Origin of the sequence: Neokomagataea anthophila, assembly GCF_018122595.1 — a bacterium.
In the GTDB taxonomy this organism is placed as follows: domain Bacteria; phylum Pseudomonadota; class Alphaproteobacteria; order Acetobacterales; family Acetobacteraceae; genus Gluconobacter; species Gluconobacter anthophilus.
Window position 1 is genome coordinate 156,849 of record NZ_JAGRQH010000002.1, and the last position, 15,642, is coordinate 172,490.

Genomic DNA, 15,642 nt, shown 5'->3' on the forward strand with positions numbered 1-15,642 from the left:
GCTAAATTAAGCTGCAGCAGCTGCGGCAGCGGCTTCAGCAGCTTCCTTAGCGCGCTCTTGAGCCTTAGCCTTCGGAGCAGACTTCTTCGGCTGGTCACGGAAGACAGGCTTAGGAGCCAGACCTGCGTTACCAAGGAAACGTGCAACACGGTCTGTGACCTGTGCACCATTGGACAGCCAGTGCTTGATGCGCTCGTCGTTCAGCTTGATACGATCAGCGTGATCAGACGGCAGCATTGGGTTGTACGCACCAACCTTCTCGATGAAACGGCCATCGCGTGGGCTACGGCTGTCAGCAACAACGATGTGGTAGTAAGGACGCTTCTTAGCGCCAGCGCGCGAAAGGCGAATCTTGAGGCTCATGAATAACTCCTGAAAGAAAACCAAAAACTACTAAAAACGGATCAACGGAAAGGCGGACGACCACCGGGGCCACCCGGCATACCCTTCATCATATCCGCAAGACCACCTGCGCCACCCATGCCGCGCATCAGGCCACCAAGGCCCATTTTGCTGATGCGCTTCATCATAGTGGACATGTCGTCAAACTGCTTGAGAAGGCGATTAACCTCCTGCACGCTGGTACCGGAACCAGCCGCGATCCGCTTCTTGCGCGAAGCTTTAATGATCGCGGGTGTTTTGCGCTCTTTTTTCGTCATGGACGAAATGATTGCTTTGTGACGGACGAAAATCGACTGATCGATTTCCTTATCACCCAGCATATCCTTGAGCTTGCCCATACCCGGCAACATGCCCAAAATCCCCGAAATCGAACCCATACGGTTGATCTGGTTGATCTGAGACACATAGTCGTCGAGGTCGAACTTACCCGCGAGCATCTTTTTAGCAACGCGCTCGCCTTCCTCATGATCCAGCGTCTCAGACGCTTTTTCAACGAGACCAGCGACGTCACCCAATCCCAAAATACGTCCAGCGACGCGTTCTGGGTGAAACTCATTCAGTGCTTCCAGCTTTTCGCCAGCACCGGTAAACTTGATCGGCGCACCCGTAATGGCCTTCATGGACAGGACAGCACCACCACGTGCATCACCATCCATACGGCTCATCACAACACCCGTGATCCCGACAGCCTCATTAAAGGCCTGCGCGGTGTTCACGGCATCCTGCCCCGTCATTGCATCCGCAACCAACAGCGTTTCCGCTGGGTTCGATACAGCGCGGATCTGACGAACTTCTTCCATCAGCGCTTCATCGATCGACAAACGGCCAGCCGTATCGAGGATGACAATGTCATACCCTTCACGACGTCCAACATCGAGCGCACGCTGAGCAATCTCAACAGGGCTTTGCCCCGCTACGATTGGCAAAGATGTCACCAGACCAGTACTTGCATTCACGCGTTCAGCAAGCTGTTGCAACTGCAACTGCGCAGCAGGACGCTGCACGTCCAAACTCGCCAGAAGCACCTTCTTACGCTCACGCGAAGAAAGACGCAGCGCAATTTTGCCGGATGTCGTCGTCTTACCAGAACCCTGCAAGCCAACCATCAAAATCGGCACAGGAGCAGAGGCAGATAAGTTTAACGGCGTTGCACCGGCACCGCCCAACGCATCAATCAATGCGTCGTTAACGATCTTTGCAACAACCTGCCCCGGAGACACACTCTCCAGCACTTCCTGCCCAACAGCACGCTCACGCACATTGTTGACGAAGCTGCGCACCACTGGCAACGCAACATCCGCTTCCAACATAGCGAGGCGGACCTCACGCATTGCTTCCGTAACATCGTCCTCAGAGAGCTTCCCATTACGGGAGAGACCTTCGAGAACACCGGACATCTTGCCTGAAAGACGATCGAACAACGGGACTACCTTATCGCAACAAAAAAGCGCCACTGCGCGAGCCTTCGCGGTGTGGCGTGTCCGAAAACGAAACCTCCCCTATCGCTTTCCCTACTCAAGGTCAAGCAAATAGGGGATTCTCCGCAGTAGATTCGCTCTTATGGCTGCTCACCAACGGGCGGCTCCGGCGGACGTCCAGTCAACGCATCAATCTGCTCATGCAACTCATGCAACTTATGCGCAGTCACCGATGCCTGATGCTGCTGCTCAGGCGTCAAAAGATCATGTATCTTCTCTTGCACTGCCAAACGCCCCTGCGCTTCCTCAGCATGCAGCGCCGCTTCCTGCGCACTTAATTGCGCAAGATGCTCACGGTCCAACGCCCCTTCGACCGTCAAACCATCCATAATTTGATGGCGCAAAGCATCAAGCTTCTGATGCCGCTCATGATCTACCGCATGATCATTATGCAGCAACGCCTTCACTTGCGCTTTTTGCGCATCATTCAAAACGACACCTGGCGGAACCGGCAAAGGCGGCATACCACCAAAATGCACAGCAGGTTGCGCCAACATCACGCCAGGCACCGCAACCGCGAACACACCCAACACACGAAGAGCCAATCGCATAGATTTCATAAGATTTATTAGACCTCGCTCACGAGAACATTACATGTCACGCCGAAGCTAACCCTCGACCCAAACAGGAGCATGCCAAAAAAAATGTTACGAAACTCCGGGGTTAGAGTGTCAAAAAGTAATCCCCACCCAAAATAATCGCATTATCCCCCTTGACGAGAGATGGCATTATGCGCTTCAAGACGCTCCAGACATGACGTTCATGAATTTGAACATCATGAGGAGAGGTGGCCGAGTGGTTTAAGGCAGCGGTCTTGAAAACCGCCGTACGTGAGAGCGTACCGTGGGTTCGAATCCCACCCTCTCCGCCATATATTTCCCTAAAAATACAATATCTTACAGCAGTTGAGATCAAAGACGCGATTTATTTCATCTCGTATAGCCCAATGCGAGATACCGTAAAACGCTCAATTCCAACATATACGCCAGCCGTCACACCGTGCCTGCAAAATGCACCTCAGCGCTTTATACTTTAATTTCAGAGCTCTGCGCTATTACCCACTCCACACGGAAGCCACAGCTCACACCCAACCATACGCCCCCTCCTCTATACACTGATTACCGTCCGCCCATACCATCTCCGCCCCTCAATCCAGACGTACCGAAGGACGTATACGTCCTTCCATCCAATCTGAACAAAACGACATCATTCCGCGAAAAAAGCCATATAACGCCACCTGATGCTGCCTATAGAGCAGTAAATGCCCCAGACGTGCAGCCAGACCATGAGACAACCCTCCTCCCCATACCGTACCTCCGGGGAATGCCGTCCAGCCATTATATTTACCCAAGGCAACAATCGCGCCTTTATTCCGAAATACACAGGACGGCACAGCGCGCCCCCGCTCAACCCAAGCCGGGAAATAACGCGCCAAATGATTAGCCTGCTGACGCGCAACTTGCGCCGTTGCCGGCAACGGATCCCCCTCAATAAACGAGCAATCTCCTAACGCAAAAATATGAGGATCATCTTTGACGCTTAAATTGGCATTAACCAAAATTTGTCCCGCCTTATTCAACGCCAGCCCGCCATAAGATTGGGTCACGTCCGGCGCTTTAACTCCCGCAGCCCACACCCGTAACGGAGCCTTCACGTAGGTCCCATCTTTTAACGTAAAGCCCGTCGCATCCGCGGCAGCAACGCGCGATGACGTTCGAACCGTTACTCCCAAACGCTCTAGCTCACTTTGCGCCGCATGTGACACAGCCTCCGGAAAGGCTGGGAGAATACGCTCCCCCGACTGCAAAAGCGTAATATGTAACCTCGGCGGAACGCGCCCAAAGGCATGCAGACTGTAAGGGTCAAAAATATCCAGCGCTTTATGCAGTTCTGCTGCGAGTTGCGTTCCCGTTGCGCCACCACCTACAATAGCAATATCGAGTTCTGTGCTGTTCGCAAAAGAGCGAATCAACTCCATACGAAACTTCTCGTTAAAAGCATTCGCTTCCACGAGGTTATCAATACACAAGCAATGCTCTTTAACGCCCGGCGTCCCAAAATCATTCGCACAACTGCCCACCGCCAGAACCAACGCATCATAATGCATGCTCCGGCTTTCCAAGATCAGAGATTGATCTGGAGCATGAAACGCACTGAGAACCACACGCTGCCGTGCACGGTCAATCGACACGACCTCACCAGGCCAAAATTCAAAATGATGCCCGCTCGCATGCGTGATAAAGCTGATCCGATCATTTTCTCCTATGCCCGTACCCGCTGCAAAACGGTGCAACATCGGCTTCCAGACATGAGAAAAACTTTTATCAATCAGCGTAATGCGTGCTTTTTTTCGCTTTCCTAAGCTTTTGCCAAGTTGCGTCGCGAGAGAAAGCCCCGCTACCCCACCACCAACAATCAAAACCTCAAAGCGATCTGACATCTTCTTACGGCCTTCATCTGCCTACGCTGCATCGCAGGAAGACTACGCCCAGATCTTCAAAAGATGAGATCAACAGATCATGAGCCGCACAGTGTTAACGGATTTGTGTTTCAGCTCAGATTTTCAAAAATATTATGCACGCCATAACAGCGCATAAAACCCGCCCCAACATAACGGGGCGGGTAAGGTATAGATTACAAATTAACGTTCACGCGTACCAAATAAGCGATCACCCGCATCCCCCAAACCAGGCACGATGTAGCCATTCTCATCTAATTTCTGATCAAGCGAGCACGTCACAATACGTACATCAGGGTGCTTTTCGTTCATATGAGCCACACCTTCTGGCGCTGCCAGCAAGCACGCGAAAACAATATCACGCGCCCCTTCTTCTTTTACACGCGTAATGGCAGCCGCAGCCGAATGACCCGTGGCCAACATAGGGTCCAACACAATGCAGGTACGGCCCGGCACGTCGCTTGGCATATTGAAATAGTATTCACTGACCTCCAGCGTGTCATGATCCCGCTTCAAACCAATATGACCAACACGCGCAGATGGTACGAGATCCAACATCCCATCCAGCAAACCATTCCCAGCCCGCAAAATCGATACGAAGCACAGCTTCTTACCGTCCAACTCTTCTCCCACCATTGGACCGCTCGGCGCACAAATTTCCCGAGGCACCAACGCCAAATCACGTGTTGCCTCATACGCCAACAACAAGCTTAACTCACGGGTTAAACGACGAAAACCCGCAGTCGATGTCGTCTTGTCACGCAGACGCGTTAGCTTATGACGAACGAGTGGATGCGTAAGAACGATGGGGGACACACTCATGAATACTCTCCAAAACGGCTACGCCCCGATGACACAAGCGCAGCACGCAGCCTATCAAAACAAACAGGCACACATATAAAAGATAAGGAAAGATACCCCCCTTCCTCATCCTACACAACGACTCGTCACATTTTGTATGCCTTTAAGGCTCCTTGGGGCGGAACTCCAAGGCAAGGCCGTTAATACAATACCTCAGCCCCGTCGGTGGTGGGCCATCTGGGAACAGATGCCCCAAATGCCCCTTACACTCACCACAGTGCACTTCTGTCCGTAACATACCAAACCGCATATCTTCCGTAGTGCCGAGCACCCCATCACGCACCGCAAAAAACGATGGCCAACCGCTGCCGCTGTCATACTTATAAGCCGACTCAAACAGCACATGCCCACACCCGGCACAGGCATATAGCCCTTCCCTCTTTTCATCATTAAGAGGACTAGACCCCGGCCGCTCTGTCCCATGTTCACGCAGAATACGGCGCTGTTCAGGCGTCAACCCCACGCCACACCCCGTAGGGCCACAACTATTTTCTTGCTCTTGCCCCATGACATCATTCCTCTACACACAGGTAATTGACTGACATCATATAGGGTTTCACCCCCATATCCTATCAGAGGGGCACATTCCCCCGTTCGCATTTATGCAAAAAAGTGGCATTATGCGCGCGCAACAGAAAAGTCACGGTGCCTTACCCAGACGCCGCGCAAATCGGAGATTTGCCATGTCCGCATCTACACCCCGTCGTCCAGCTATGCTCGTCATTCTTGATGGCTTTGGCTGGCGTGAAGATAACGCCGACAATGCCGTCCGTCTGGCTAAGACGCCTACTTTTGACCGCCTATGGGCTGAAAACCCTCATGCTTTCCTCAAAGCCTGCGGCGAAGATGTCGGCCTTCCAGAAGGTCAAATGGGCAATTCTGAAGTTGGCCATCTCAACATCGGCGCGGGCCGCGTGGTCATGCAAGATCTACCCCGCATTAGCCGGGCTGTCCGCGATGGATCTCTTGCTAAAAATGAGACGCTTCTCACCTTCATTGATGCGCTCAAACAATCTGGCGGTACATGCCACCTCATGGGGCTAGCCTCTCCGGGCGGCGTTCATGCCCATCAAGCGCATCTCATCGCCCTTGCCAAAATTGTGAGCGAGGCTGGCATCCCCGTTGCTGTTCATCTGTTCAGTGATGGCCGCGATACAGCCCCACAATCAGGCAAAGAATACATCACCGAGATTTTAGAAGCCCTTCCCAAAAGCGTCACAGTCGCCACCATCAGCGGCCGCTACTACGCTTTGGACCGCGATAACCGCTGGGAACGCGTTGGCCTCGCCATCTCTGCCATGCGTGACGGCGAAGGTCCAAAAGGCAAGGATGCTCTCAGCGTTCTGGAAGCCAGCTATGCTGAAGACAAGACCGATGAATTCGTGCTCCCACATGTTCTAGGCGATTATCAGGGCATGAAAGACGGAGACGGCATTCTGTCCTGCAATTACCGCGCAGACCGCATCCGTCAGTTGCTTGATGTACTCCTACAGCCCCAATTTGACGGTTACGACCGTGGACGTGTGGTCAAATTCGCATCCGTAGCAACCATGTCCCGCTACTCAGATGCGCTCGCCCCTTACACCAACGTACTATTCCCCAAAATACCGCTGCATGATCTTCTGGGCGAAGTGGTCTCCAAAGCAGGAAAAACACAACTCCGCGCTGCAGAAACTGAGAAATTCCCGCACGTCACATACTTCCTAAACGGTGGCCGCGAAGTGCAGTTTGAAGGAGAGGAGCGCATCCTCGTGCCTTCCCCTAAAGTGGCCACTTATGACTTGCAGCCAGAAATGTCCGCCCCCGAGCTGACAGAAAAAGTTGTCGCGGCCATTGATTCCGGCAAGTTTGACCTTCTGGTGCTCAATTTTGCAAACCCAGACATGGTCGGGCACACAGGCTCACTCCCTGCCGCCATCAAAGCATGTGAAACCGTTGATACGGGCCTCGGCAAGATTGACGCTGCTATTCAGCGCGCTGGTGGCAGTCTCCTTGTCACAGCAGACCATGGCAATTGTGAAACCATGCGTGACCCAGAAACCGGCGGGCCACATACAGCCCATACGCTCAACATCGTACCGGTGATCTTGGCCCATGCCCACGGCCATACCATCCATGATGGGCGCTTGGCTGATCTAGCACCGACGCTTCTGGCTCTTCTCAACATTCCACAGCCTGAGGCTATGACTGGTGAATCTCTCATTACCTCCGATCACCTTGAAACCGTCTAACGCTGCCCATTATCAAGCCGCGCCATTAAGGGCCTCCCCTTTTCGGCGCGGCCTCAATCATGGCTTGCTGATTGGCACGCTTTTACTGGGAGGGGCTCTCTCTTCCAGTAAAACGTATGCTGACGCTCATCATCATAAAGCGCCGCACCACAAAACTCCTGCAGCTCCTCCCACCGCTGGACAACGTGCCCTCGCTCAAGCCATTGCCGCACGCAAGGCTTTGGAAGCGAAGGAAAAAGCCGCATCCGAAGCAATTGCAGCACAACAACAAGCAGCACGTGCAGCGCAGAACGTAGCAGTACAGGACCAAACACGCGCTAAAACCTATGCGCAACAAAGCCGAACCAAACAAGCTGCACTCAATAGCACGCAACGCCGCATCCAAAACCTTGAAGGCGAAATCACTTCCCTACAGGCCCAACGCACCCATTTGCGGCAGGCCATTTCCACGCAAAACCGTGCCCTTGCTACTTTTCTACCCGTGTTATTGCACGTTTCCCAAAGCCCTAATGCTGCGCTGTTCACCGCGCCACAATCCGCTCCCCGTGCAGCCACAACCCTAGCCATTTTAGACGGGATGACACGCCTCACTCATAATCGGGCCGATACGCTGCGCGCACAACAAACACAGCTCGGGACATTGTCCCAAACATTGACAGACCGCGAAGCCGAACTCGATACACTCCGCCGCTCCCAAACCCGACAAGCAACACTCGCCGCCACACGCTCACGGCGGGCCGTTATACAATCAGCCCATTCCCAACAATCTGCGGCTGACGCACAACGCAGCCTACACGAGGCCCAACAAAACGCAGCCGCCCTCAGCAACGCTGTTGCCGCGTTAGCCATGCAAGAAGCCCACGCACGCGCTGCCTTAGAAGCTGAGGCGCGCCGCTTAGCCCGTGCCCATCAGCTTGCACAGGCCCGTGCCGCACGAGCGCGCGTCAAAACCCTCTCCCCCGGCGAAGCGCCACATACAGGTGGCGGACATGCTCCGGTTACCGGCCCCATCATCACCTCTTGGGGCCAAGAAACAGAAGCGGGACCAGCAACAGGTGTAACCTATGCCCCCGCACCGCTTGCAGCCGTTCATGCCCCGTGCTCTGGGCAAATCGAGTTTGCAGGGCCATTCCGCTCCTTTGGCCAAATGCTCATTCTACATTGCGGAAGCGATTATCGGTTTGTCCTAGCGGGCCTTGGTTCCATCAGCGTCACCCCGGGCAGTTCCGTCAAACAAGCCGCCATACTGGGGCAAATGCCGTCTGAAGCACCGCATCTCTTCGTACAGCTACACCGAGACACACGTACAATTAGCCCCTTACCCTTCCTATAACATCTCTCCGGTTTGCGGATTGCGCCAGACACGATACAGTCCCTTAACACTTCAACAAGCTTTCCCGGGTTATACTTCCGCCGGATGCACGCGGAAGAAACGCAAGGCCCAAGACTGGAGATGACATGACGTTCCGAAAAGGCATGCTGCTGGGCACCGCGTTCCTCGCCGGCGCCGTTCTCGGCCCAACCGCCCTGCACACATTAGGCCACGTCACCAACGTTTCATCCGCATTAGCGCGTGACACATCACACGATAACAGCGCCGAAACCGTTCGCCTGCTTACACTATTCGGCACGGTCATGGACGTCGTTAAATCCGAATACGTGCACCCAGTCTCTGACAAAGACCTGATCAATAACGCGCTGGACGGTATGGTGGGCAATCTCGACCCACACTCGTCTTATATGACAGCGGATCAATTCAAAGACATGCAGACCGAGATCTCCGGAAAATTCGGTGGTCTTGGCCTACAAGTTCAAGATGAATCCGGCCATGTCCGCGTGGTCTCACCCATCGATGATACACCCGCTGCCAAAGCCGGTATCCAACCAGGTGATTTCATCACCATGGTGGACCATAAAAGCATTGATGGCCTGACACTGGACCAGGCTGTTCGTAAAATGCGCGGTGATGCTGGCACGCCCATCAGCCTCACCATCGTACGCCCTAAAACCGGCAAAACACTTAATTTTGACCTAAAGCGTGAGATCATCCACGTTCAGATTGTCCGTTCCGCCCTGTATGGCAGCACGGCCTATATCCGCCTGACCGAATTTGATGATGACCTCGAAAATGCCATGCACACTGCGTATCGCAAGTTGCAAGCAGAAGCGAAAACACGCGCACCCGGTGGCAAACTCACAGGTTTAATTCTTGACCTGCGCTCCAACCCCGGCGGCAAGCTGGATCAAGCAATCGCCGTATCTAATGACTTCATCAAAGATGGTGAAATCGTCTCTATCCGCGGACGTCACCCTGAAAATAACCAGCGCTGGGATGCACGCGGTACCGATATTACCGACGGCCTGCCCATCGTGGTCCTGACCAATGGTGGTTCCGCCTCCGCCAGTGAAATCGTATCCGGGGCCCTCAAAGACCACCACCGCGCGATTATTCTGGGCGAAAAAACCTTTGGTAAAGGCTCCGTACAAACCTTGATTCCTGTTGGTGATCAAGGCGCCATTCGTCTCACAACCGCACGCTATTACACACCATCAGGCCGCTCCATTCAGGGCTTAGGCATTACGCCTGATATCCCCGTAGCGGAAACGCATGATGACGACAGTTTTGAATACCGTGAGGCGGACCTCTCCCATATCCTCACCAATATTGGCGGCAATCGCACAGTGGCCCAGCCACGTACGGATCTGCCCCCAATTGCCAAATCGATCCCAAAGGCTCCACCCGCAAACTGGCCTGCTTTTGACCCTGCAAAACCTGCAACAGATTTCCAACTACAGCAGGGCCTTAAAGTACTGAGTGCTCTTGCCGGCGTCCCAGTTCCCACAGAACTGACCACAGCTACAGCACCGGATAAACACGACACTCCCGCTCATAAACCCAGCGGCACACACTAAACACCATTAGCGTGATGCAGCCGCTCGAAAATCAGCACCCTGTCCATAAGAAGGCGTCCCTCTGGGGACGCCTTCCCCTCATGGGTAAGATGCTCGTACTGTTCTGGGGGGGCGTCACGCTTATCAGTGGTGCACTGGCACTTACTATTCATTACATGCCCACCACACCACCAGTGGCACGCGCGCCCGTGTATCATCACCCCAGCAGCACCGGCACCGCACCTTCCTCCGTTCACACGCATGAGCCAGAACACCCCACTGCTCTCCCACAAGCCCCAACACCATCGCTCCTAGAGAAAGCCAAGCTCGAACAGCGCATTCCTCTCGCTATTTTCTTGGCAGGCTACGGCTATGGTGCTCAACTCAGCCAAGAAGCTCTCCAGACCCTTCCTTCAGAAGTGGGATTAGGCATCTCTCCTTATCTAGAGCCGCTCTCCAAAGCCATTGCGCCAGCCCGTGCTGCGCAGCATGAAGTCTATATGTCGCTCCCAATGAGAAGCAGCGACCCGGACCATACCGATACTGGCTCACGCACACTTGGCACAGGCGAAAGCCCAGCTCATGAGCAACAAAAACTGAGTTGGTGGCTCTCACGCAGCCAAGGCATTACAGGGATGACGGACATTACAGGCTCCGGCTGTAATCAAACTGATAATAGCTACCTACAATCGCAAGAATTTCATGATATCGCGCAAACCATAACACGGCACGGCCTGCTCTACCTGAATGAGCAAGCAACATCTGATCGTCCCACGCGCGGCATCACCGCCACACAATGCATCAATGGTGACACAGCACCAGAAGACTTCACGCAATCTCTTAAGACGCTCATACCCTCAACGCCCCTCCATGGTGCGATCATACTCGTGATCACCCCCATCACCCCTGCCGCGCTCCATAGCCTTATCGCATGGCTGCACAGCGCCACCGCACAACATTTCTATCTCATGCCACTGTCAGCTTTGGCCGATACCCCACCACCTCTGTCCACACATTAAATCCAGCGAGACACTCATGGTTGATTACGCAGACCTACCATACCGCCGCAATGTCGGCATCGCGCTCTTCAATCGTAAGGGCGAACTTTTCGTGGCACAACGCAGCGATCTACCCGGTAGCGTTTGGCAGTGCCCACAAGGCGGCATTGATGAAAACGAAGATCCCCAAACGGCTGCCTTGCGCGAATTATGGGAGGAAACCGGCTGCAGCAAAGCCACTCTTCTGGCTGAACGAGCAGACTGGATTAGCTATGATCTTCCACGAGAATTGCTCGGTAAAGCCTTTAAAGGGCGCTATCGCGGGCAAACGCAAAAATGGTTTGTTTTTGGCTTTGAGGGCGATGACACAGACATCAAACTCGACCTCCACGAACCCGCCGAGTTCAGCGCATGGGAATGGCTCCCCCCACAGGAGCTTTTACAGCGTAATCTCGGCTTCAAAGCAGAGCTCTACGCTGCATTACTCCCCGAGTTGGAAGCACTTTTTCAAGCTGCCTCCAGCAGCTGGCTCCGCACCAGCCGCGCATAAAGCCCATCACGCCGGATCAGTTCGGCGTGACTTCCACACTCCACCGCCATACCTTTATCCAACACAATAATCTTATCCGCAGATTGCACTGTAGAGAGGCGATGCGCGACGATCAGCGTCGTCCGTCCTTTGCGCAACGTTGCCAGCGCCTCTTGAACACGCGCTTCACTATCGGAATCCAAAGCGCTCGTCGCTTCATCTAATAGAAGCACCCGCGGATCACGCAGCAACGCCCGCGCAAGAGCAACACGCTGCCTCTGCCCACCGGATAAACGCTGCCCTCCTGGCCCAACGCGAGTGTCCAATCCCTCAGGCAAGGCATCTGCAAAATCAATCGCGGCCATTTGGCAAGCGCGCTCAACCTCATCAGAACTGGCCGTCGGCCGACCAACCCAAATATTCTCACGCAACGAGAGATCAAAGAGCGTGGTATCTTGGCTCACAAACGCGATAGAATCACGCAAAGAGGCAAGGCTCAAATCCCGCAAATCAACCCCTTCAAGGGCAATTTTTCCCGCACTCACATCATGCAAACGCGGGATCAATGACAAGGCCGTGGACTTACCAGCCCCACTCGGCCCAACCAGCGCCACCGTCTCACCCGGCTCCACCGTGAAGGACACACCGCGCAATCCCTCACGCCCATCGTCATAACGATACGCCACGTTTTCGAACGCCAAACGGCCATGCCCCGATGGGACAGACAGCGCATTCACGCGCTCTGACACCGCTGGCGGTTCATCAATGACAGCGAATGTCCGCGCCAACCCTGCAAGTCCTTCCTGCAAGGCCGTATTGAGCGACCCTAAAGCACGAATAGGCCGCGCCGCCGTCAATAGTGCCGTAATAAACGCTGTAAAATCACCCAGCGTGGCTCCGCCCATCGCAGCGCGCCACCCAGCAAAACCAAGCACCACAGCAACTGCCGTACCGCCTAAAACTTCCAACACTGGATCAACACGCGCACGGCCCTTGGCAATCTGCAAAAACGCCATATGTAACAAGGAGAGAGACTGATCCACTCGCGCTTGTTCACGCTCTTCCATGCGGTAAATCCGCACCTGACGCGCCAAGGCAAAGCTTTCATTCAGCAATGCAGACGTCGCGCCGATTTGCTCTTGCATCCCGCCCGATGCCCGACGGATGCGCTTACCTAGCTTCTGAATCGGCACCACAGCAATCGGGTACAAAACCAACGCAATCAGGCTTAATTCCCAGTCTGCCCAGATCATCGCCGCGACCAAACCCACAACGGTCACACCATCACCCAGCGCATTCACGGCACGCACCATCGCTTCACGAATAGAAATTGCATCCGTCGTAAAACGTGTTGCCCATTGTGCGGGAGCATCACGTTCAATACGTGCAATATCCGTCTGCAAAGTATGCGCGAACATCCGCGCCTGAAGGCCACGAATAACGGTCAAAATTAAACTCTGTACCGCCACCGTCTGCCCGTACTGGGAGGCCGCTTTCAGACCTGTGACCAACACCACCAGCGCGGGAACTTGGTACAAGATGCGCGGGTCATGTGCCGCGAACATATCCACCGCACGCTTAATGACCACCGGATACAAGGCCGTCAGCCCTGCCATCAAAACCGTCAACACCAAAACCGCACAGATCTGCCGTTTATGGTGCCGCATTTCATCCCGCCAAATGCGGCGAATTAAAAGCTGACTATTCGTATCAAGCGCTGATTTTGCATTCATAAGCGCCTATTTAGCAGGCCTTGGCCAAAGGGTGAAATCGCTTCACGCCTTCGCGCGCAAATAAACCAAACACGCATCCCGATCCGGACGACATCCCTGCTCCAGCCACCACGCCTGACCAGTACGTAGCCACACCCCCATACTCGGCCCCGGTTCAATCCCAGCCTCACGCGCATCCCGCCCAGAAAGTGGGAAAACCGGTTGAGGCATATCCGCCAAACGCTTCCGTAACCCATCCCACTCCGCCGAAACTGAGCCCAGACACTGCGCTTGCAGCAGCCAACTCCGCTCCAGCAAAACCGTCATATCTTGGACAAAACGCGCACGACGCACAGCATCATCATCCATTGTTGGCAGCAGATCAGGTGACGATTCGCCCAAGAGCTTGAGGTGCTGTTTCTCCGCATTGGAGAGCTTGAGGTGTCGGGCCAAGACTTCGCTCCACTCCCCGCATAAAGCACGCAAGCGCAACAACGCCTGTGCTGGCGCACCACTCCTCAACAAAGCCTCTAAAAAGGTAACCCCCGCGGGTAGCCCACAACGCAGCCCCGCTTCCGTCGCACCAACGCCCGTCAACACGTCAAAGCCGGCATCCTCCACCGGGCCACATTGCGCCCATACCCCGGCCTCATGCATCAGACGAATAATCCGCACCACATCCGGCCCTGCCAGAATACGCAGCAGTTCAGACGCAACACGCTCAACGGATAAAGACGCGACCAAAGAAGCCCGTTCCGTAATAGCCGTCAGAGCCGCATGATCGGGCAGCCCCGCACCATATCGGGCTTCAAAACGAAAGAACCGCAGGGCGCGCAAAGCATCCTCTTCAATACGCTGCCCCGCATTACCGACAAACCGCACACGCCCAGCGGTTAGATCTTCCTGTCCGCCAAAATAATCATGCAAACAATCATGCTGGTCGAGCGACATCGCATTGATCGTAAAGTCACGCCGCGCGGCATCCTCCGCCCAATCAGACGTCCATTCGACAACAGCATGCCGCCCATCCGTTTGCGCATCGCGCCGCAACGTCGTGATTTCATACGGCACACGGTTCACAACTGCCGTTACGGTTCCATGCTCCAATCCCGTCGGCACGGCACGGATACCTGCTTGCTTCAAAATCCGCAGGACAACATCAGGAACTTCTGGTGCAGCAAGGTCAAAATCATGCAGCGCCCGCCCGCACAATAAGTCTCTGACGCACCCACCAACCAAACGCGCCTCTGGCAGAACTGACCAAATCCGCGCCAAGCCATCCCGGCCCGTATCCTGCGGTAATGCCGATAATAACCCCGCCGCTTCCCGCTTTGTTGTCACCACGCACCACCTCGCTGTGTTGTACTCACGTGCTTCATCCACACGCTTCTATACGTTCCGGTCAGGAACGCGATAATGGGAAAAATTGATCCCGGCTCCAAACACCAAGACATGGCTGCCCATTCACATGCCCCGGCACTGCCAAAGCAGCCAACTCAAAATAGACAGACCTGCTAATCCGCGCCTGCAAAGGATACGCGCCTTCACCATCACGCACATGGACATAAGGCACAGCCGCACATTCCGCCGTAGGCCGGTCCCAATCGCACGTAATGGGGTGTTCTGGCCCAATACAAATTACTTCATCCATATTCGTGCGCATACACAACGTCTGTTGCCGCCCACAACACCCTTTGAAATCAAGCTGCGTAATGATGAAGGGAGCGTCTTCCACCTCAATCACCCCCTCTTCCATCGGATTGCGCAGCATGTACTGGCCCTCAGCATCCCGTATCAACATTGAGGCGAACAAACACACCATCGCCTTACGCGTCACGGGGGAACCACGATACAGCCACGCCCCATCCCGACGGATCAAAAACGGTAAACGCCGCACATGCGCTCCCTGCGGAGCATTTTCTGACGTCATACACCCCAACTCAGCAGCAACCGGATGCTCAAAACTGCCGTTTCCGTTCAATTTTTCCTCCGATCATCCTTAAAAAATTCTCTCCAACCACAACTTGGGTACAATCGAGCCTTGATGAAACCCCCACACCTGTCACACTAGCGAGATGCGC

At 54.5% G+C, this 15,642-nt stretch carries 14 protein-coding genes and 1 tRNA gene; 6 read left to right on the forward strand and 9 right to left on the reverse strand.

Annotation, left to right across the window (positions count from 1 at the left end; all coding sequences use genetic code 11):
- Positions 1-6 precede the first annotated feature (6 nt).
- The 3 genes from rpsP to KB213_RS03625 form a co-directional block, all read right to left on the reverse strand.
- Complete coding sequence (gene rpsP / locus KB213_RS03615; RefSeq protein ID WP_068168742.1) at positions 7-363, reverse strand: 30S ribosomal protein S16; 357 nt, start codon at positions 361-363, stop codon at positions 7-9.
- Between the two features lie 41 nt (positions 364-404).
- Positions 405-1,823: a signal recognition particle protein gene (gene ffh, locus KB213_RS03620; protein ID WP_068168740.1), complete on the reverse strand. Its 1,419-nt coding sequence runs from the start codon at positions 1,821-1,823 to the stop codon at positions 405-407.
- Positions 1,824-1,960: 137 nt separating this feature from the next.
- Positions 1,961-2,440, reverse strand: coding sequence for a Spy/CpxP family protein refolding chaperone (locus KB213_RS03625; protein ID WP_211680700.1), 480 nt, complete (start codon positions 2,438-2,440; stop codon positions 1,961-1,963).
- Positions 2,441-2,661: 221 nt separating this feature from the next.
- On the opposite strand from KB213_RS03625, the gene KB213_RS03630 reads away from it, so the two are divergent.
- Positions 2,662-2,751: transfer RNA gene (locus tag KB213_RS03630), tRNA-Ser, on the forward strand.
- 276 nt (positions 2,752-3,027) lie between these two features.
- On the opposite strand, the gene KB213_RS03635 is transcribed toward KB213_RS03630, so the two are convergent.
- The 3 genes from KB213_RS03635 to msrB all read right to left on the reverse strand — a co-directional run bounded on the left by KB213_RS03635 (position 3,028) and on the right by msrB (position 5,707).
- Complete coding sequence (locus KB213_RS03635; protein WP_211680701.1) at positions 3,028-4,320, reverse strand: NAD(P)/FAD-dependent oxidoreductase; 1,293 nt, start codon at positions 4,318-4,320, stop codon at positions 3,028-3,030.
- A 201-nt stretch (positions 4,321-4,521) separates the two neighbouring features.
- Positions 4,522-5,160, reverse strand: a complete 639-nt coding sequence (gene upp, locus KB213_RS03640) for a uracil phosphoribosyltransferase (protein ID WP_211680702.1) — start codon at positions 5,158-5,160, stop codon at positions 4,522-4,524.
- 142 nt (positions 5,161-5,302) lie between these two features.
- Positions 5,303-5,707 (reverse strand): peptide-methionine (R)-S-oxide reductase MsrB, encoded by a 405-nt coding sequence (gene msrB, locus KB213_RS03645; protein WP_211680703.1) that lies wholly within the window; start codon positions 5,705-5,707, stop codon positions 5,303-5,305.
- A gap of 175 nt (positions 5,708-5,882) precedes the next feature.
- Here msrB and gpmI point away from each other — a divergent pair, with 175 nt between their 5' ends.
- From gpmI to KB213_RS03670, 5 genes are all read left to right on the forward strand, one after another.
- Entirely contained in the window at positions 5,883-7,430 is a 1,548-nt protein-coding gene (gpmI, locus tag KB213_RS03650; RefSeq protein WP_211680704.1) for a 2,3-bisphosphoglycerate-independent phosphoglycerate mutase, read from the forward strand.
- Positions 7,390-8,763, forward strand: a complete 1,374-nt coding sequence (locus tag KB213_RS13095; protein WP_211680705.1) for a murein hydrolase activator EnvC family protein — start codon at positions 7,390-7,392, stop codon at positions 8,761-8,763. Before gpmI ends, KB213_RS13095 begins: the two co-directional genes overlap by 41 nt.
- 125 nt (positions 8,764-8,888) lie before the next feature.
- Positions 8,889-10,343 carry a S41 family peptidase gene (locus KB213_RS03660; protein WP_211680706.1) on the forward strand — a complete coding sequence of 485 codons (1,455 nt, stop codon included), beginning with the start codon at positions 8,889-8,891 and terminating at the stop codon, positions 10,341-10,343.
- A gap of 80 nt (positions 10,344-10,423) precedes the next feature.
- Positions 10,424-11,341 carry a divergent polysaccharide deacetylase family protein gene (locus tag KB213_RS03665; RefSeq protein WP_211680707.1) on the forward strand — a complete coding sequence of 306 codons (918 nt, stop codon included), beginning with the start codon at positions 10,424-10,426 and terminating at the stop codon, positions 11,339-11,341.
- A 16-nt stretch (positions 11,342-11,357) separates the two neighbouring features.
- Positions 11,358-11,870, forward strand: coding sequence for an RNA pyrophosphohydrolase (locus tag KB213_RS03670; RefSeq protein ID WP_211680708.1), 513 nt, complete (start codon positions 11,358-11,360; stop codon positions 11,868-11,870).
- Here KB213_RS03670 and KB213_RS03675 read toward each other — a convergent pair.
- The 3 genes from KB213_RS03675 to KB213_RS03685 form a co-directional block, all read right to left on the reverse strand.
- Complete coding sequence (locus tag KB213_RS03675) at positions 11,828-13,582, reverse strand: ABC transporter ATP-binding protein (protein WP_211680709.1); 1,755 nt, start codon at positions 13,580-13,582, stop codon at positions 11,828-11,830. The genes KB213_RS03670 and KB213_RS03675 overlap by 43 nt on opposite strands.
- Before the next feature lie 42 nt (positions 13,583-13,624).
- Positions 13,625-14,902, reverse strand: coding sequence for a CCA tRNA nucleotidyltransferase (locus KB213_RS03680; RefSeq protein WP_346266660.1), 1,278 nt, complete (start codon positions 14,900-14,902; stop codon positions 13,625-13,627).
- Positions 14,903-14,963: 61 nt separating this feature from the next.
- Positions 14,964-15,491 (reverse strand): DUF1285 domain-containing protein, encoded by a 528-nt coding sequence (locus tag KB213_RS03685; protein WP_211680922.1) that lies wholly within the window; start codon positions 15,489-15,491, stop codon positions 14,964-14,966.
- Positions 15,492-15,642 lie beyond the last annotated feature (151 nt).